12 protein-coding genes and 1 tRNA gene are annotated in these 18,276 nt (G+C 60.0%); 6 read left to right on the forward strand and 7 right to left on the reverse strand.

The genetic code is table 11. From position 1 onward, the window contains the following. Window positions 1-94: 94 nt before the first annotated feature. Window positions 95-1,120 carry a succinylglutamate desuccinylase/aspartoacylase family protein gene (locus ACK3SC_RS15510; RefSeq protein ID WP_416841102.1) on the reverse strand — a complete coding sequence of 342 codons (1,026 nt, stop codon included), beginning with the start codon at window positions 1,118-1,120 and terminating at the stop codon, window positions 95-97. A gap of 129 nt (window positions 1,121-1,249) precedes the next feature. On the opposite strand from ACK3SC_RS15510, the gene ACK3SC_RS15515 reads away from it, so the two are divergent. From ACK3SC_RS15515 to ACK3SC_RS15540, 6 genes are all read left to right on the forward strand, one after another. Continuing rightward, window positions 1,250-2,614, forward strand: coding sequence for a RimK/LysX family protein (locus ACK3SC_RS15515; protein ID WP_416841103.1), 1,365 nt, complete (start codon window positions 1,250-1,252; stop codon window positions 2,612-2,614). Window positions 2,615-2,692: 78 nt separating this feature from the next. Further along, window positions 2,693-3,274 (forward strand): DNA-3-methyladenine glycosylase family protein, encoded by a 582-nt coding sequence (locus ACK3SC_RS15520; RefSeq protein WP_416841104.1) that lies wholly within the window; start codon window positions 2,693-2,695, stop codon window positions 3,272-3,274. 462 nt (window positions 3,275-3,736) lie between these two features. After that, complete coding sequence (locus tag ACK3SC_RS15525) at window positions 3,737-5,713, forward strand: 3-hydroxyacyl-CoA dehydrogenase NAD-binding domain-containing protein (RefSeq protein WP_416841105.1); 1,977 nt, start codon at window positions 3,737-3,739, stop codon at window positions 5,711-5,713. An 86-nt stretch (window positions 5,714-5,799) separates the two neighbouring features. After that, a tRNA-Glu gene (locus ACK3SC_RS15530) sits at window positions 5,800-5,874 on the forward strand. Between the two features lie 259 nt (window positions 5,875-6,133). Then, a complete protein-coding gene (locus tag ACK3SC_RS15535; RefSeq protein WP_416841106.1) occupies window positions 6,134-7,462 on the forward strand; it encodes an MgtC/SapB family protein in 1,329 nt (442 codons plus the stop codon). Window positions 7,463-7,777: 315 nt separating this feature from the next. Then, the gene (locus ACK3SC_RS15540) at window positions 7,778-8,209 is read left to right on the forward strand and encodes a disulfide bond formation protein B (RefSeq protein ID WP_416841107.1); all 432 of its coding nucleotides are present in this window, start codon (window positions 7,778-7,780) and stop codon (window positions 8,207-8,209) included. A gap of 4 nt (window positions 8,210-8,213) precedes the next feature. Here the strand turns inward: ACK3SC_RS15540 and ACK3SC_RS15545 are convergent, their stop codons facing one another. The 6 genes from ACK3SC_RS15545 to ACK3SC_RS15570 all read right to left on the reverse strand — a co-directional run bounded on the left by ACK3SC_RS15545 (window position 8,214) and on the right by ACK3SC_RS15570 (window position 18,126). After that, a complete protein-coding gene (locus ACK3SC_RS15545) occupies window positions 8,214-8,735 on the reverse strand; it encodes a hypothetical protein (RefSeq protein WP_416841108.1) in 522 nt (173 codons plus the stop codon). Window positions 8,736-8,743: 8 nt separating this feature from the next. Continuing rightward, the gene (locus tag ACK3SC_RS15550) at window positions 8,744-10,753 is read right to left on the reverse strand and encodes a SpoVR family protein (RefSeq protein ID WP_416841109.1); all 2,010 of its coding nucleotides are present in this window, start codon (window positions 10,751-10,753) and stop codon (window positions 8,744-8,746) included. After that, a complete protein-coding gene (locus tag ACK3SC_RS15555; RefSeq protein ID WP_416841110.1) occupies window positions 10,750-12,069 on the reverse strand; it encodes a YeaH/YhbH family protein in 1,320 nt (439 codons plus the stop codon). The genes ACK3SC_RS15550 and ACK3SC_RS15555 overlap by 4 nt, the downstream gene beginning before the upstream one ends. Then, complete coding sequence (locus tag ACK3SC_RS15560; RefSeq protein WP_416841241.1) at window positions 12,060-14,339, reverse strand: PrkA family serine protein kinase; 2,280 nt, start codon at window positions 14,337-14,339, stop codon at window positions 12,060-12,062. The genes ACK3SC_RS15555 and ACK3SC_RS15560 overlap by 10 nt, the downstream gene beginning before the upstream one ends. Beyond that, window positions 14,336-16,408 carry a PrkA family serine protein kinase gene (locus ACK3SC_RS15565; RefSeq protein WP_416841111.1) on the reverse strand — a complete coding sequence of 691 codons (2,073 nt, stop codon included), beginning with the start codon at window positions 16,406-16,408 and terminating at the stop codon, window positions 14,336-14,338. The genes ACK3SC_RS15560 and ACK3SC_RS15565 overlap by 4 nt, the downstream gene beginning before the upstream one ends. Window positions 16,409-16,917: 509 nt before the next feature. After that, window positions 16,918-18,126: a sensor histidine kinase gene (locus ACK3SC_RS15570; protein WP_416841112.1), complete on the reverse strand. Its 1,209-nt coding sequence runs from the start codon at window positions 18,124-18,126 to the stop codon at window positions 16,918-16,920. Window positions 18,127-18,276 lie beyond the last annotated feature (150 nt).

The raw sequence follows: 18,276 nt of genomic DNA on the forward strand, positions 1-18,276 counted from the left end.
GGGACGGGGAGGGTATAGAACTTACGTGTATGATGCAACATAATGTTCGCAAAAATCGCCGGACACCGGAAATATCGTTCGTACGACCCCTCAATCAGACGGGTGTCTCTGGTGAGGCGGACTGTTCTCGCTCGACGACGCGGCGGACGTTGTCCTTCAGTTCGACGAGGTGGCAAAGTGGGTTCCCCGGATAGACAACGGGGTTTTCGAGGACACCGACGAGGAGCCCGGTGAACGGGGCCACGACGGTCACGTTGTCGTCTTTGAACGGGTTGGTGATGGTGCAGATGCGGTCGCCTTCGTGGACGAGCGCACCTCGGTCGTGGTGCATATCGACGATGCCACCGGAGTCTGCGCGGAGCCACGTCTTTTCGTTCTTCTTGGAGATGACGGTTCGCCACCCCGGCCAGTTCACCGTCGAGGTTTCACGGAGGCCGTACTCTGCGAAGACGCTCTCGACGCCGGCGAGTGCCTCGTCGATGAGTTCGCGCTGGAATCTGTGTGCTTCACCCATCTCGACGGTTATCGCTGGCGTTCCTCGGTTGGACGCTTCGGTTCTGAGCACCCCGTCGCTTCCGGTGCTGTCGATGATGACGTGTGACCCGAAGGAGTTCGCGAGGCGGGACACTTCGGGGTCCGACATGTCGGCACGGACGTGAAGCATGTTCGTCCGCCCGCGCGTGGACGTGTGGAAGTCGATGCCGAAGTCACAGGGCGCGATGAAGTTCTGATAGATACGATACGCCATCCGCTTTGCACCCGTCGACGTCTCTGACCCTGGGAACGACCGGTTCAGGTCACGGTCGTAGATTGGAAGGTAGCGCTGTTGTGCGAGGAACGCGGGAACGTTCAACACGGGCATACAGACGAGCGTGCCGGCGAGGTCGTCGAGGTCCCATTCGTAGGCAACCTCGCGGACGACTTCGATGCCGTTCAGTTCGTCGCCGTGGGCGGCAGCAGAGAGAAAGACAGTCGGCCCCGGTCTCACCCCGTTGATTATCGTGACAGGGATGCGAACCGGGTCGCCGAGATACGTCTCCGAGATGCCGTACCGGATATCTTGAGATTCACCCGGCTCGACCTTCCCTCCGTTGTAGGTGAAGGCCTCGTTGTCGGCCATGTGTGGGGATAGAGGCCCGGGCTTATAAACGGTCGCGCCGGCCAAATTCGCTCAAATCCTGTACCTACTAGACGCTAGACACTGGTCTGGACCGTCATACCTTTGAAAGTCGACTGAGTTCAGTGAAGTATGTCCACCAACGAAATCGATGAAGTCCGAGTTGGGGTTCTTTCACTCCACAACAGCAAGGAGACAAAAGCGATACTGAACGCAGTCGAGGACCTTGGCCACGAACCCGTCTGGCTCCGACGTGAGAACGCCGCGGTCAATATCGAAGACGGCGAGGTGTACGTCGAACCTGAGGTGGACATTATTGCGAACCGGCTACTCCTCTCGAACACCGAAGAGCCTGCAGAGCTGCTTGGCCTCGCGACGACGTTCAACCGCATCCGTCCGATGCTCAACGAACCGAACGCGGTTCTCGCTGCGATTCACAAGTTCGCGACGGCCGCGACGCTCGCAAACTGGAACATTCTGGTTCCCGATGCACTGCTCGCGCTCTCGAACGACCGACTGAACAAAGGCCGAGAACGCTTCGGCGACGTCGGCGTGTACAAATCCGCAATCGGCACCCACGGCGGCGGGACGTGGAAGGTCGACCTGACCGAACCCGTCAACCCGAAGGTCGGAAACCGACAGGCGTTCCTCCAGAAACTCATCGACCGCGACGACGAACGACACCGTGACCTTCGCGTCTACATCGTCGACGGCGAAATCATCGGCGCGATGTACCGCTACGCGCCGGAAGGCGACTGGCGGACCAACGTCGCACTCGGTGGCGACGTGCTCAACGCGACGGACGAGATGCCAGAAGAAGCCCGCGAGACGGCCCTCTACACTGCCGAAGTGATGGAGATGGACTACGTCGGTGTGGACCTCGTCGAGGGCGAAGAAGGCTGGTTCGTCCTCGAAGCGAACCCGACGGCTGGGTTCAAGGGTCTCTACAAGGCGACGGGGAAGAGCCCAGCACCGTACATCGCTAAACTCGCAATCGAACGCGTCGGCGGTGAAGTCGACGAGACGCGCGTCGAAGAACTCGCCGCCACGCTGGACGACTCTGTCCCGTCGTGTGCGCCAGCCGAGTCGCCAATCTTCGACGGCGAAGCACCGCTCATCGGCTACATCGAAGAAGTGGTCGTCAACGGGACGAGCGGGTCTCAGCAGACGCTCGCAAAGTCTGACACGGGTGCGACCCGGACGAGCATCGACACGAGTCTCGCCGCCGAAATCGGTGCTGGCCCCATCAAGAGCATGACGCGCGTGAAGTCCGGCAGTGTCAAAGGAGGAAAAGCGCGACCTGTCGTCGACCTCGTCATCGGTATCGGTGGGACCCAGCACACCGTGACCGCCAGCGTCGAAGACCGTTCGCACATGGATTACCCGCTGCTCCTCGGCCGCGACATCCTCGAACACTACCGCGTGGACGTTCGCCGTCGTGCGAACTCCGACCGGGCCGAAATCGAAGACGACGAAGAAGAAGAACGCCTCGAATAGGACACATCTGCAGTCGACGTCGCGGGAGCGTTCTCATCGACGCCGAACTTTTCTCTCCGACCCTCGTATGACGGATAGATGAGCGACGACGCCTACCACGCACTCCGAACCGACCCGCACCTCAGCGATGTCGTCGAAGACCACGGCCCACTGACACTCGACCCGGCGATCGACCCGTTCGAGCGACTGGTCGTCTCGATCGTCAACCAGCAACTCTCGACGACTGCCGCCGCGACGATTCGTGACCGCATCTTCGACCGAGTCGACGTTACCCCGGCGGGGATTCTCGCCGCAGAGGAAGCGGTCCTCCGCGACTGCGGTCTCTCTGGACAGAAAGTCGGCTACGTCCGGAACGTCGCGGAAGCGTTCCAGGACGGATTGTCAGCCGAATCGTTACGGGCGATGGACGACGGCGAGGTAATCGACGCACTCACCGAGATTCGGGGTGTCGGCGTCTGGACAGCCAAGATGTTTCTCATCTTCGTGCTCGCGCGCGAGGACGTGTTCCCCGTCGAAGACCTTGGAATTCGGCGGGGGATGGAGCGCGTCTTCGACATCGAAGCGGACGCGCTCTCACGAGGTGAGTTGGCCGAACGCGCCGAGGCATGGACTCCGTATCGGAGTTATGCAAGCCTCTACCTCTGGCGTGCAGTGGACTGAACGAACCGCTCCGCAGTCTCCGTAGACACATCCAACGTTCACGTTCGGAGTTAGCTTAGTCAGTTAGACCGCCGTCGGAGATGTCTGCCACAGTCCATGCACCAAGGAGGATACCTGCAACGACTAACAGGCCTGCCAGTTCTTGCGGTGCTTTTGTCGATGTCCAAAGAAACAAGCCGACTATTGCGACGATAACGGCACCAGGGCCTCGAATCTTCACATCAATCCACTCACTTAATGACATATATTCAACTATTTTGTAGAGGCATATAAAATATTCTCTGGGAGGACAGTTTGGAGACGTAACTCCACAATTTGGAGTATTTAGGTGAACACCCGACACATATCAGTCGTTACGAGCGCTAACGTTCGCTCACATCCAAACTCTAAAATAAACGTATGATGCGTTTACTTTTCACTCGATGGAAACGTTGAAACCAATGCACACTGTAACGTTCGTCCATGAAGGTAGACGATATCAACACCATCACCGTTCTCGGTGCGGGCAACATGGGCCACGGCATCGCGGAAGTCGCGGCCCTCGCCGGGTACAACGTCGTGCTCCGAGACATCAAAGACGAGTTCGTCCAGAAAGGCTACGACCAGATCGAGTGGTCGCTGAACAAACTCGCCGAGAAAGACCGACTCTCGCAGGAAGACGCAGACGCCGCGTTCGACCGCGTCACCCCGGTCGTCGACCTCGAAGAGGCAGTCGCCGACGCTGACGTCGTCATCGAGGCAGTCCCCGAGAAGATGTCCATCAAGAAAGAGGTGTACACGGACCTCGAAGCGTTCGCGCCGGACCACACTGTCTTCGCGACGAACACGTCCAGTCTCTCGATTACCGAACTCTCGGAAGTGACAGAGCGCCCCGAGCGTTTCTGCGGGATGCACTTTTTCAACCCGCCGGTTCGGATGGACCTCGTCGAGGTCATCTCCGGCGCACACACCGCCGACGAGACGCTCGAACTCATCGAGGACCTCGCAGAGACGATGGGCAAGACGCCCGTCCGCGTCCGCAAGGACAGCCCCGGATTCATCGTCAACCGCATCCTCGTTCCCCTGATGAACGAGGCGGCGTGGATCGTCCACTCCGGCGACGCGACGATGGCCGAAGTCGACTCCACGACGAAGTACGACCTCGGCCTCCCGATGGGGAGTTTCGAACTCGCCGACTATGTCGGCATCGACGTGGGCTACCACGTCCTCGAATACATGCACGAAGTGCTCGGTGACGCCTACAAGCCGTGCCCACTCCTCTCGGAGAAAGTCGAAGAAGGCAACCTCGGCCAGAAGAGCGGCAAAGGCTTCTACGACTACGAAGGCGGTGAGGGCGCACAGGTCCCCCACGGCGAAGGCAGCGAGGCGGTCAAGAATCGCCTCCTCGGCGTCATGGCGAACGAAGTCGCCGGCCTCATCGGCAACGACGTCGCCCACGCCGACGCAATCGACCGCGCCGTCAAACTCGGTGGTCGCTTCCCCGACGGCCCCGCGAAGATGGCCGACACCGCCGGCATCGCGACGCTCGTCGACACGCTCGACGAACTCCACGACGAGACCGGCGAAGACCGCTACGAGGCCGTCGACTACATCCGTGACCTCGCCGACTCCGGCAACGGATTCTACGGTGACGACGAGGACGGCGGCGAGTCCGTCTCGTACGACGACATCTCTGTCGAGGTTCGCGACGGCGTCGGTCACATCACGCTGGACCGACCCCACCGTCTCAACACCATCAGTACGGAACTGCTGGACGAACTCTCGGACGCCCTCGACGTGCTCGCTGACGACGACGAGGTTCGCGCCGTCCTCCTGACGGGTGCAGGCGACCGAGCATTCTCCGCCGGCGCAGACGTGACGAGCATCGCCGCAGGTGGTGCAGACCCCGTCACGGGCGTCGAACTCTCGCGGAAAGGCCAACAGACCTTCGGCAAACTCGAAGAGCTCGATACGCCCGTCGTCGCTGGCATCGACGGCTTCTGTCTCGGCGGCGGGATGGAACTCTCGATGTGCGCCGACCTCCGCATCGCCACGGAGCGCTCCGAGTTCGGCCAACCCGAACACAACCTCGGTCTGCTCCCCGGATGGGGCGGCACCGTCCGTCTCCAGCGCATCGTCGGCACCGGCCGAGCGAAGGAGATTATCTTCAGCGCCGAGCGCTACGACGCCGAGACGATGGCCGACTACGGCTTCGTCAACGAAGTCGTCGACAACGAAGACTTCGAGACGCAGGCGTTCGAGTACGCCAAACGGTTCGCACAGGGCCCGCCGGTTGCACAGCGCTACACCAAGCGCGCGATGCACAACGGCTGGGAAGACACCGAAGCCGGCCTCGAAGTCGAGGCGCAGGCGTTCGGCTTGCTCTTCACCACCACGGACCTGATGGAAGGGATCGCGGCGTTCACGAGCGACCGCGACCCTGAATTCACCGGCGAGTAATCGCCTGCCGTGAGTGGGTTCCTCTCACTCACCCGCGACGGAACGCAACGTTTAAACTAATCCAGCGGTCACTCGTGAATGCAGAAGCTCGGTTGGTGTAGTCCGGCCAATCATCTTGGCCTTTCGAGCCGAGGACAGGGGTTCAAATCCCCTACCGAGCACTTCTCTCGAACACAAATCTCCGAGAGACCTCTGTGTCTCTCGGTTCTTGTGAGAATAAATGCGATACGAGGGGATTTGAACTAGCGAGCGAGGCGTCAGCCGAGCGAGTGGAGTTCAAATCCCCTACCGAGCATTTCTCCCCCACCCACCCCTCTCTACCTCTCGGAATTGCAACCACGCTTTTATCCTCACAAAACTACATAAAATATATAGTATGACTCCCCGCCAGCCACCGGCAGGTCCTCCCATGGTGATGTAATGGTCCAGGAGGTATTCCAGTCGATAGACCCAGTCGTCGTCCGACTATTCATCGCGGCGGCATTGGGGATGTTCCTCGGATTGGAACGCGAGCGATCCGGGAAATCCGCCGGAATGCGGACCTTCACACTGACGAGTCTGGTCGGCGGGATCGCGGTGGCAATCGGTAGCAACGCCTTGCTGGCGGCAGGCGGGTTGCTCGTGGTCGTTCAGGCGGCGTTGCTCGGCGCACGTGGGATTGTCAAGCGAAGCACCACCCGCGACGAACCCGACGCAGATACGTCAGAGTTGGACCTGTTCGAGGCAACCGACCCGGAGAACTCCGATAGCACTATCAGTGCGAGTTTGTCGTTGACGACATCGACGTCGCTGCTCGTCGCCTACGCAGTCGGTGCGGCAGTGGTTGGCGGCTACGTCCTCGAGGGGGTCATCGTCGCCCTCACGTCGTCGCTTTTGTTGGCCCTCCGGCGGGAACTCCACGGGTTCGCCCACCGACTGACCTCCGACGAAGTCCGGAGTGCAATCGAGTTAGCCATCATCGCGTTCGTCGTTTACCCATTGCTTCCGGACGAACCACTGGGGCCGTGGAACGCAGTGAACCCACGAACCGTCTGGTTGCTGGTCATCGCAGTGAGTGCAATCGGGTTCGTCAACTACATCATCATCAGACGGTACGGCGAACGCGGCATCGCCATCACGGGATTCTTCGGTGGCCTCGTCAACTCCACGGCCGTCATCGGCGAGATTGCAGGGCGAGCACAGCGGAATCCGTCGATTCGACCGCTCGCAGTCGGCGCCATCTTGATGGCTGACTCAGCGATGGCCGTTCGAAACCTCTCGCTCATCGTCGTGTTCGTCCCCGAAATCGCGTTAGAGGTCGGTATCCCACTTGGCCTCATCGCCCTCGTCGGCATGAGTTACGCGTTGCACTCGCGCGAGTGGGGGATGGACCTCGACGTGTCGTTCGAGTCGCCGTTTAGCCTCAAAGGAGCCCTGCGATTCGGCCTGTTCTTCCTCGTCGTCCTTCTCGTCTCGGCGGCGGCACAGCAGTACTTCGGTGCGACAGGGTTCATCGTGACCAGTTTCCTCGGCGGGTTCGTCTCCAGTGGGTCCGTCGTCACGACAGTTGTCACCCTCTACAGCACCGGGAGCATCGGAAATACAACCGCAATCGCCGGTGTGCTGGCGGGAACGGCAGCGAGTATCTTCGTGAAAATATTCCTCGCGGCGAGCATCGACCGCTCGCTCCTCGCACCAGTTGCACGAAAGAGTGCACTCCTCGTCACGAGCGGGATTCTCGGCGGCGCACTCGTGGTGTACCTGTCGTGAACCGAGAGTCTCGAACCGGGACAACATTCATAATCCACTGAGACACCAATCAAGATGCACTGGTTCGGTGCAAACCGTTCTCAAGCGAGTCGGCCCCCGAAGATTCGCCCGCCGGTCGTCCCCCGGTGTGGCGAAGGGCCGCTCTCTGTTCCACTCTGCCTAGCCGATGGCTTCAGGTAGATTCCCTCGTATCGTCTGCCAACGCTGAATTCAGCCCATGGCCCGTCACGTGATTCAGGACTGGAAGAGTGGTGTACTGCCCTCGAACCGACGACGCGTCGTCGACGCGACACCCAGCGAGGAGGTGCATTTCCCGTGAGCGATACGACTCGCACGATACTCGCTGCAGGCACGCTCGTCGCCCTCGGAGCGACCGCTGGCAGTCTCTACTTCAGCCTCGGACTCGGCCTGACACCCTGTGACCTCTGTTGGTATCAGCGTATCCTGATGTATCCACTCGTCGTCGTTCTCGGCGTCGCCGCCATCGAAGACCGGGGGAGCGTCTGGAAAACTGTGTTACCACTCTCGCTCGGCGGCGTCGCACTCGCAAGCTACCACACGTACTTACAGGTCGCTCCCGGTGCGACCTGTACCGTCGGCGGGCCGTGTGCGGACATCCTCTATCCGATGGTCGGCGGGATGCTAACCATCCCACGACTCTCGCTCATCGCGTTTTCGCTCCTGACGCTGCTTACGATTGGTGTCGCTCGCGTGGACAAATCGCGCGACAACATGTGGATGGCGTAACGACTTAGATACGATTTCGCGTCAACAGTCCGAGTTCGAGTCCACTGACCAGTGCGACGAGGACGAGTGTCACGACGGCCACGAGACGCGGGTCCATACCTGCGAGGACCGGGATTCCCATCCAGCCAGCGAGGACGAGCGTGAGCCCGACGAGACAGGTCGTGAACGTGAGCATCGCGTACGGTCGGTCCTTCCGACCATCCAGGAGATACGGGTCGAGTTCGACGGCGCTCCGTCCGAGTGAGACGATCTTCGCCGTCGAATCGTAGGCGACGATGTGAAGCGTGTCGAGTTTGGGGAGATGCGTCTGATGCAACGAGATGTAGACGCTCTGTCGGACGTTTCGTGGCGGCGGCGACTCGCCCGATTCGACTTCGGCGATGTGTTCTGCGAGCTCACCGACCGCCTGCGTGTCGCCGGTTTCGTGCAGTCGTTCGAGGACGAGTCGGCGGCGTTCGTTTCGGAGTACGTCGTGGATGACCGCTTCGTCGAGCGTCCCGTCGTCCTGGGAATCAAACGGCCGCATCACCCTTCTTAGAGCCAGTCATCGGGTTTTGTGTCGTAGTCGATATCGCTGGCTGCGATACGTGCTTCGAGTTCGGGGTCCAGTTCGTGGACGGAGAATTCGCTTCCGTCGTACCGGATTCGGACCGGGCGTTCGACCGGCGTCGGTTCTCGTCCGCGACGACGAGCGACTTCGACTTCGTGTTCGTCGAACTCTTTGGTGATGGTCATGAGGTTGACCGGGCGTCCCCACAGATGGTAGATTCGTTCGAGGACGCCGCGTGCCTGTTTCACGTCGAGGATGACGCCGTTGTACTGGTGGCCAAGGAGCAGTTCGCCTCGGTTGTCGAAGTTCCCCTCGTAGACGGCGATTGTGGGCTTGCCGAAGTTCGTGAACTGGAACAGCAGTTTCTTCTTCACGTCCTCGTACGCCGTCGATGAGACGCGGAACTGCCGCGACGACTGTGAGTATTCGTAGGCGAAGTAGTGATTCGTGCGAACGAACTCCTCGGTGAGGAACGCGTCGAGGAACGTCACGTCGTTGTGGCTCTCACGAATTTCCCGCATACGGTCCCACCCAACCGACTTGTCGACTGCGTCGATGGCTTCCTCGACGCTGTCGTACTGGTTGTCGTCGAACATGTATCGCGACAGCCGTTCGAGTTCGGACCGTCGGATACGACTGAGGAAGCCACGATTCTGCGGTTTGACGAGCGAGTAGTGTCGCTCTGCGAGTCCCTCGTAGGACAGCACCTTCCACGGGTAGGCGTCGATGTCGATGGACTCGTCGCCGGAAAGTACTCTGTCCAGCATCTCGTGGTCGACCCGTGGGTCGTCCGGTCCGAGTTCGGCGAGTTCGTCCACCGTCTCGGCGTTGATACCGTCGATGACTGGGTCAGTCTGCAGGAGGCGTTGCACCTCGCCGAAGTCCACCACTTCGTGGAAGTTTCGCCACGTGATTCCCTTCACGCGGAGCAGTTTGTCCGCGACTTCTGCGCGGTTCGTCGTGTTCTCGATGTACTCCCAGAGTTCTTTGCCCAACTTGTACGGGTTGAGGCCGGGCGACCCGAGGACGCGCGACTGGTGGTCGGCGTAGGTGATGAACTCGTCCGTGTCAGCGAACCGCTCGTCGCCCATCATGAGCGACTCCCAGTAGGCGGCCCAGCCCTCGTTCATGACCTTCGTCATCTTCTGGGCGGCGAAGTAGTACGCCTCCTCGCGAAGCATGTCGAGGATGTCTTTCTGCCACGGTTCCATCGGTTCGGCCTTCCCCGTCTCGTCGTCGAACCGCATCCCGTGTTCGCGGATGTACGCAATCACGTCTTTGCGTGGGGCAGTGATTTTCGCTGCTTCTCGTTCTGCTTCCTCGAGTTGGTCGACCCACGCGTCGTCGAACACCTCTCGTCGAACGTCGTCGGAGATGTTCAGGTTCTTCAGTTGCGAGCGGATGTCTTCGGGGATGCGCCCGTCTGAGTCTTTGGCCGCCTCGCGAATCGACCGGTGTTGGTCGATGGTGTCTTCGAGACAGAGAATCGCGTCGATGAACTTCTCGACTTCGTCCCGACTGATGTCCGGGTTCTGGACGTAGCGTTCGATCGCCTGCGCGTGGCGTTCGAGCATCGCGGCGGCGTCGAACTGGCCTTCGTCGGAGAACATGCCGAACCACTGATTTCTGTTGAAGAAATCGGAGTGCGCCTCGACGTGTGTGATGACTGCCTTCTGGTCGGCCAGCGAGTTCGACTCCTGTAAGAAGGCGTTCGCCGGTTCGTCGTTGTTGACGATTTCGAACGCCTTGCCCATGCCGAACTGGTCGGTCTTGCGCTGGCGGTCGTACGCCATTCCCCACCGCCAGTGTGGATACCGCTCCTGGAATCCACCGTAGGCGATGAGTTGGTTCATCTCGTCGTAGTTGACCACCCAGTAGTTCACCGGGTAGGGGTCCAATCCGAGTTTGCGGGCGAGCGCACCCGCTTCGCGAACCGGTTCGTCGAGGCGGGCGGCTTCTTTCTGTGCGTCTCTGCGGTGTCGTCTGAAACTCATTCTGCTGTCGCCTCCGTGCTGAGGATGCGGTATATCGCGTCGATGACGTCGTCGGGCTGGGAGACGTAGGCGACGACGACGTTCCCTTCGTCACTGAGGGTTCGTTCGACTTCTTCGGCGTGCGTCGCGTTGATTGCGGTGCCGCCGGGTTGTGTCTCGACGTACGCGTGGAGGTTCGCGTCTATCTCCTTCATGAGCGGGATGACACGTTCTTTGGTGTCGTTCGAGGAGTTCTCGGAGTCGCCGGCGGCGAAGACGTAGCGGTTCCACTCGCGCCACGGATAGCGCTCCTGGAGAATCTCGTTCGCGAGTTCGTAGGCCGAGGAGATTCGCGTCCCCCCACCCGAGCGAATGCCGAAGAACTCCTCGCGTTCGACTTCCCACGCCTCTGCGTCGTGGGCGATGTAGACGAACTCTGCGTGGTCGTACTTCCCCGTGAGATACCAATCGAGTGGCGTGAAGGTGCGCTCGACGAGTTCGCGTTTCGTCTCACGCATCGACCCCGACACGTCGCGGATGTTGACGACGACGACGTTCGAGCGTTTCTTCTCGATTATCTCGGGGTGGCGGTACCGTTCGTCTTCACGCCGGAACGGAATCTCTCGCAGTCCATCGCGGCGGATGCGCTGGACGACCGTCGTCCGCTCGACGTTCTCTTCCATCTCTTCGAACGACGCCCATCTGTCGCGTTCGTCGTCGGGAATGCGACTCCACTCGTCGTCTATCCACGCCAGTGAGACGAGGATGTTGTTCTCGCGACACCAGCGATAGACGTCGTCTGCGGTGGTGTCTTCGACTTTCATCGCCTCGCGGACGAAATCTTCGTCGAAGTCCATCGCCAGTTTTCGCTTGAGACCTTCTTTGAACAGGCGCTCGAAATCGAGCGTACTGTGCGGGCCGGTCCGGGTGATGTCGGTGAAGTCGCCTTCGATTTCTTCGATGACTTCCTTCCCCTTTGGTTCGAGTTGTAAGCCGAGTTCTTCGTCGAGCGCTTCGGCGAACTGCTCGGGGTCCATCTCGTAGTACTCGTGTTCGGCCCCTTCTTCTCCCGGTTCGCCGTCGTCACCCTCGCCGGGTGCGGGTTGTGGTTGACCGAGCGGTTGGCCAACGTCTGGGGTCCCGCCTTTCCCCTGTCCGACGCCGCCCATGTCGAGGCGGTCGTAGCGGAACTCCGGGAGGTCGACGACCTTGATTGGAATCTTGATGTCTTTGGCACCCGACGCGCCGAGGTCACCGTAGGAGATGAACTCCTTGAGGTCTTCACGGCGCTGTTCGCCGACTTCACGGAATCGTTCTAAATCGTCTCTCAGTCCCATCTGTGACTCACCTCCTTCATCACGGCACGACTCGTGAGTTCGGCCGACGCGGCGGAGTAGCCGCGGGTTTCCATCTCTGCTATCGTTCGGTCTTTCAGACGGGCCGTCTCGGTGTTCGCCGGCGGGTCGGCCCACTGACGCGGGTCGAAGTCGGGGAAGAGACGGCGCACGTCCTCCCAGTCGTGGGTTTCGAGAACCGTCCGAATGACTGGAATCCTGGTCAGGTCGACGTCTGAGACGGTAAAGCCCTCGTCGCGGTTCTCCCACGCGTAGCGGTTGAGCGCAGTGATGACCTTCTCGTTTCGGAAGGTTTCGACAGCCTCCGAGGGGTCGTTCCCCTTGTATTCGCTCGCCGAGAACCGGCCGAGATGTTCGGTCTCGAAGAGTTTCATGAGCAGTGGGTCCGGGTCGACTGGGCCGTGTTCGGTCTCTAACTGGCCACCGGAGGCCCATGCGTAGACGTGCTCGACGTACTCTTCGACCGTCTCCCGCTGGACGCCTTTGTCGGCCAACACTGCGTCGAGAACGTCCGTCTCCTGTTGGTCGGCGATGTACCCTCTGACCATCGCGATTCGGCCTTCGTACTCTGAGGACTCCGCTCGTGAGAACACGGGCGCGTCTGGCAGTTCTTCGACCATCGCTTCGAGGACGTCGTCCGGCATGACCACCGCCGACACGTCGAGGTCAGGGTGGCGTCGGTCGCGACTGTCGTGGAGTAAGTCCGCGATAACGTCGCGAGTGAACGTCACGGGAATGCCGTGTGTCCCTTCGCCGTCGCCGATGAAGTCGAATGCGGAGACTTCGCGACGCTGGTCGCCGACTTGCAGATAGCCTCGGTCGAACAACAGCGCCTTGTCCACGAGATTCAACTCGAAGTCCGGGTCGAGCGGGATATCTTCGGGATTGAGGCGCGTCACGACGCTGTAGAGTGCTGCTGCCTCGATGGCGTGTGGTGCAAGTTCGCGCGTCCGAACCGACCCCGGCCCCTCTCGAACGTCGAGCGTGACCGCTTCTGCGACGCGTTTGGCCAGCGTCTCGGGGTCGCCGGTCCAGACACTCGTCTCGTTGGTCAGTTCGCGGCGGATGAGTTCTGCTTCCAACGAGAGGTTCGTCAGATAGCGGAATTCGTGTTTGTTCAGGCGTCGTTTGAGCGCCTTCAGCGGGTCGCGTCCGTTTCTGTCGGCGAACTTGTCGAGTTCTGCGTCGAGGTCGGGATTCGAGATGATGACGAGTTGTGTGTCGATATCCATCCCGATGCCCTTGTCCAGTTTGACGTGTCCCTCGTCGGGGACGTTCAGGAGTTTCTGGAGCAAGTCGGCGTGCTGGGTGGCGTCTTCGACGATGGTGAGGAGGCCGTTTCCTTGCGAGAGGACGCCATCGTAACTGAACGCCTGTGGGTTCTTTCGCCCGCGTGAGTTCAGTTCGCGGAGCATGCTGGGCATCCACGACCCGACGAGTCGCTCTTTGGGAGACCCGTCGTCTTCGGAGTGAAGCACGCCGATGCCTCTCCCCACGTCGACGACGTAGTTTTTCACGCGAAGGTGTTTTTCGTCGGTCGCGGCGCTAAAGAGGTCCTGTCGGCCAGCGCGTCTGTACTCCTCTTCGAGGAAGACGTACGCCTCGCGACAGAACGGGTCGAGCGTTTCGTCGACATCGACGGGGATGTGGTCGCCGTTGGTCCGATTGAGGTCTCTGAGCAGGCGTTTCCGAACGTCGCTCGGGAAGACCGAAAGCGGGTGTGACTGGACCGGACTCTCGTACCAATCTTCGTCGTCAGACTCGACTTCGCCCCCGTACGATAACCCACGGGTGTCGTCGGCGTTCGAGACGTTCCACTCGACGGTGTATCGCCGTCCGGCATCGGTCTTCGAATACTCTCGGAGACCGTTGATGAGACAGCGTTTCAACTCGGATTTCCCCGTCGCCGTCGGCCCGTCGAACCAGATGATTTTCTCGGCTTTGCCACGGTCAGCAGCGATGGTCCGCAGGTCGTCGACGAACGCGTTCAGCACCTCGGTGTTTCCAAGCACGGCGTGTTCACCGTCGTTGGCAGGGTCGTCGAAGAAGCGGAATCGCTCTTTTTCATCGCCCTGTTCGACGACGGTTCGTGTGCCCATCGATTCGATGGCTTCGACGAGATACTTCGATGCGTGCGAGGCGATAGAGGGTGACTCGAACGCCGCTTCGACGTACTCCGAGAGGGTCATCGGTTCCTCGTAGGTGCCGCGAAGGGCTTCGTCAGCGTCGCGAATGTAATCTCGCATGATCAGCTTTCGAGTTCGCTCTTTGCCACCTCCGCACCGGCGAACTCGAGCACCTCCCGGGCACCGTCACGCGAGTACCCCTGGTCGACGAGCGCGTCGATCCACGCGTTGCGTTCGTCGTCGTCCAGTTCGTTCGCGCTCACGAGCGCCGAGAAGTTGATGTTGTGTTTCTTGTCTTCCCAGAGTTTGCGTTCGAGGGCACGGCGGAGTCTGTCGTTGTCCTGTGGGTTGAACGAGGTTCCTTCGCGTGCGCGCCGCGAGACCCAGTTGGAGACTTCCTGCCGGAAGTCGTCTTTGCGGTCCTCGGGGATGTTGAGTTTCTCTTCGACTGCGCGCAGGAACTTCTCGTCTGGCTCCTGGTCGCGGCCGGTCAGTTCGTCTTCGACCGTCGCGTCGTCGATGTAGGCCATGACGTGGTCCATGTACTTCTCACCCTGTCGGCGAATCTCGTCGATATCGTAGGCGAGCGCGTGGCGAACGTCTTCGATGGCGCGTTCTTTGTACTCTTCGCGGACCATCTCGAGATACCGGTGGTACCGTTCGAGATTCTCTTCGGGAATCGACCCGTGGTTCTCCAAGTTCTCTTCGAGGTGGGTAAAGGACGAGAGCGGCGAGAGGTACTTGCGCCCGCGGTGGGTCGCGTCCATGATGGCCTCTGCAATCTCGTCGCCGATGAAGCGAGCAGAGACGCCGTCCATACCTTCGGCGATGTCGGCTTTCTTCTCGCCCTCTTCGCGGAGTTTCCGCACGTCGATGTCGTCACCGTCGTCTAACTCGCCGTTGTAGGCTTTCGCCTTCTGGATGAGCGTAATCGTGTCCGAGTCGGGTTCGACGATACGGGTGAGGACGCCGAACAACCCGGACATCTCCAGCGTGTGGGGTTCGACGTGGATGTCTGGAACGTCGGCGTTCCGGAGCATCTTCCGGTAGATTTCGGCCTCCTGTTCGTACTCGAGGACGTACGGGAAGTCGATGCGTTTCGTCCGGTCGTTGAACGCCTCCATCTTCTCGTCGCCTTTCTTCTCCCTGTACTCGGGCATGTTCGTCCGCCCGACGATGACCTGGTCGATGTCGATACGTGGATTGTTCTTCGGCTTGATGGTCTGTTCCTGTGAGGCGTGCAGGAAGTCGTAGAGGAACTCGCGCTGGAGTTTCAGCAGTTCCTCGCCGGAGAAGATACCGCGGTTGGCGTTACAGAACGCCCCCGCGTAGTCGAACGCTCGCGGGTCGGATTCGCCGTACACCGCGAGTTTCGAGTAGTTGACGTCGCCGGTCAGCTCCGTCTCGTCTTGGTTCTTCTTGTCTTTCGGTTCGAACGTCTCGACGCACTGTCGTTTGTTCTCGGAGGCGACGAGGCGGATGATTTCGATGTGGTTCTCCAACACCGACTCCAGGTCGTCGTCGTAGTGGGCGAGCAGTCGGTCCATGAAGAACTCCGAGGCGGGGTCGAGCGCCTGGTCGTTCCGAATGGTGTACGGTGCATCGAAGTTCTCGTTCAGTTGTTCGATGACGATGTCGCGCTGTTCCTGGGGGAGCAACACGAGTGGGTCCTGATTCATCGGCGACTGGACCACGTTGTCAGAGGGGTCCTGGTCGCGGATGACGTCGCCGAGATTGATCCACCGGAAGGTGTACATGCGACCATCGTCGCGCATGGTGTAATCTTCGAAGTAGCGTCGAGTGAGCCAATCGAAGTGTGACTTCCCGGAGCCAACTGGCCCCAAGAGGAGTTTGATGCGTTTTTCTGGGCCGAGGCCACGGGCCCCTGATTTCACCTTGTTGACGAACTCGTGTATCGACTCGTGCACTTCGCGGCCGTAGAAGACGTTCTCTCCGTCGTGTAACGAATCCTCTGAGGCCAAGAGGTACTCCACGACACCCGCGTCCTCGTCGTAACGGGTGCCGTAGAAGTCGAACATGTCCGCCACGCGTTGGTGGGCGTTGCGAGCGATTTTCGGGTCTGCGTAGACCTCTTCGAGATACCACTCGAAACTCTTTGCCTCGCGGAGGTCCGCGGGAACCGAGTCTCTGTAGTGTTTGCTCAGGTCTGCGAGTGTTTCAATTTCGCCGGTCATTGTTCGTGGAGCCTCGTCGGACCGGCCATCCGAAGACGACCAGAGGCGATGTGCCCGAGTGGGTCACAGACGCCACCAAACGACGACGACGACACGTAGCGACAGACTACGGGAAGCGGTTCGTTGGGCAACGCCACCGCTCCGCGCGAGCGACGGGACGGCGACTGGCGACAGAATCGGCGATGGATAGGTGCGCGGGGCGACTCGCTCGGTCCGGTGACCGAGACTACCACCCTATGAGGGACGTTAACATATAACGCTTTCTCTGAGAAAGTTCAACGATGTGGTAAAAGAGTCGTTTATTCCGAATCCATACCAGCTTCGGTGACTCTCTGGAGCGGCGACGTATGTCGGTTTAATCGCTAATTCAGCAACCTTCTGGGCTCGTTAATCGTGGTATCTAGAATTCATGTCCCATTTGATAGGACGTTTTATCGACGGATTAGCGGGGGCCCCTCGGGACTCGACGCTCTCGAGCGACGTCGATTTCGTCTCGTTGAACCGAAGTTCTAGTCGTCGAGTGTGTCAGCGGATGCTGACGCCGCGGCTGGTCGTTCGAACCGAAGGAAAATCGTCGTCCCACGAGACGTCGCAGAAACGTCGATTTCTCCGTCGAGATTCGTCATCACCCAGAAGACCAGGACGAGGCCCAGGCCACTTCCGTGTGCCAATGGTTGTTCGTCACCACCGGTGAGTATCCGTTGTTCGTCAGCAGGCAACCCGGGACCGTCGTCGCTGATCTCGACGATCGCTTCGTCTTCATCGTAGCGAACGTCGACTTCGATTTCGGGTTCCTCGCCCGCGAACCTCGCTGCGTTTTCGAGTACTTCCCCAATCGCCGCAGCAAACTGTGGCGAGGCAAACACGACTGCCTCGTCCGGTGCGTCGAGGGAGAGTGTGGCTTTCGGATAGTCGCTTCGGACATCCGCGACCGCCTCGTCGACGAGCGGAACGATGTCGGTCGGTCTCGAAATCGGAACGTTCTGGGTCAACTGCTCCAACCTCCGACTCTTCTCGGCGAGGCGAAGCAGTTCGCTGGTCTTCGATTGAATAATCTGTGCCCACTGATGCTCGTCTCCGGACGTTCGTTGCTCGAGCAACCCCGCGTATCCGTGGATGACGTTCAAGTCGTTGCGGAGATTGTGTCGGAGAACCCGATTGAGAACCCCGATGAGACGGTTGCGGTTGGCGAGGTCCTTCCTGTGATACGAATGTTCGAGTATCTGCCGAAGAACCTGTCCGGCCAACTCGATGAAGATGAGTTCGGACTCTGAGAACGCTTCGTCTCGTTTGTCTTTCTTGACGAAGCAAATCGTCCCGTACGGTTCGTCGAAGATATCGATGCGGATCCCGAGATAGGTGTCGAGCTGGTGGAGTTGGTACGCATGGTCGTCCTCCCAGCCTTGATTTCCCGCGTCGTGCAACGCCAGCGGAGTCGACTGCTTGAACGTTCGTCGACAGTACGAGGAGTCAAAATCGACCGCGAGTCCCTCGGGATACGGGCCATCAGGTGGGTCAGTCGAACTGACGACCTCCCATCGGTTCGTCGCCCGGTCGACGTCAGCGATGTGGCCGTGGTCGATGTCGAGGTATCGCGAGCCGATGCTGAGGACGCGCTCTAACGCCACCTTCGGCGGTGTACTCTCGTGCATCAACGCGTACAGTTCGCGGCGTGCTTCACCATCCGAGAGCGAATCGGGCGTATCAGTGTGCGTCATGTGTGGAGTCCACCGTCACTCGGAATCGTTCGCCGGTCATCTTGCGTCGTCGAGCGAGACGACAGGCGGGTTATACCAGTTACTGTTCAGTAACTGTCGGTAAAAGTATTACTTCGAGTATGAATATCCAGCTCGAACTCAACCAATCAC

It is taken from the genome of Haloferax sp. DFSO52, assembly GCF_048158745.1.
In the GTDB taxonomy this organism is placed as follows: Archaea; Halobacteriota; Halobacteria; order Halobacteriales; family Haloferacaceae; genus Haloferax.

Bases quoted from the DNA above. Each gene is read 5' to 3' on its own strand.
- ACK3SC_RS15510 (WP_416841102.1), bottom strand. From the start codon at position 1,120: ATGGCCGACAACGAGGCCTTCACCTACAACGGAGGGAAGGTCGAGCCG.
- ACK3SC_RS15515 (WP_416841103.1), top strand. From the start codon at position 1,250: ATGTCCACCAACGAAATCGATGAAGTCCGAGTTGGGGTTCTTTCACTC.
- ACK3SC_RS15520 (WP_416841104.1), top strand. From the start codon at position 2,693: ATGAGCGACGACGCCTACCACGCACTCCGAACCGACCCGCACCTCAGC.
- ACK3SC_RS15525 (WP_416841105.1), top strand. From the start codon at position 3,737: ATGAAGGTAGACGATATCAACACCATCACCGTTCTCGGTGCGGGCAAC.
- ACK3SC_RS15535 (WP_416841106.1), top strand. From the start codon at position 6,134: ATGGTCCAGGAGGTATTCCAGTCGATAGACCCAGTCGTCGTCCGACTA.
- ACK3SC_RS15545 (WP_416841108.1), bottom strand. From the start codon at position 8,735: ATGCGGCCGTTTGATTCCCAGGACGACGGGACGCTCGACGAAGCGGTC.
- ACK3SC_RS15550 (WP_416841109.1), bottom strand. From the start codon at position 10,753: ATGAGTTTCAGACGACACCGCAGAGACGCACAGAAAGAAGCCGCCCGC.
- ACK3SC_RS15555 (WP_416841110.1), bottom strand. From the start codon at position 12,069: ATGGGACTGAGAGACGATTTAGAACGATTCCGTGAAGTCGGCGAACAG.
- ACK3SC_RS15565 (WP_416841111.1), bottom strand. From the start codon at position 16,408: ATGACCGGCGAAATTGAAACACTCGCAGACCTGAGCAAACACTACAGA.
- ACK3SC_RS15570 (WP_416841112.1), bottom strand. From the start codon at position 18,126: ATGACGCACACTGATACGCCCGATTCGCTCTCGGATGGTGAAGCACGC.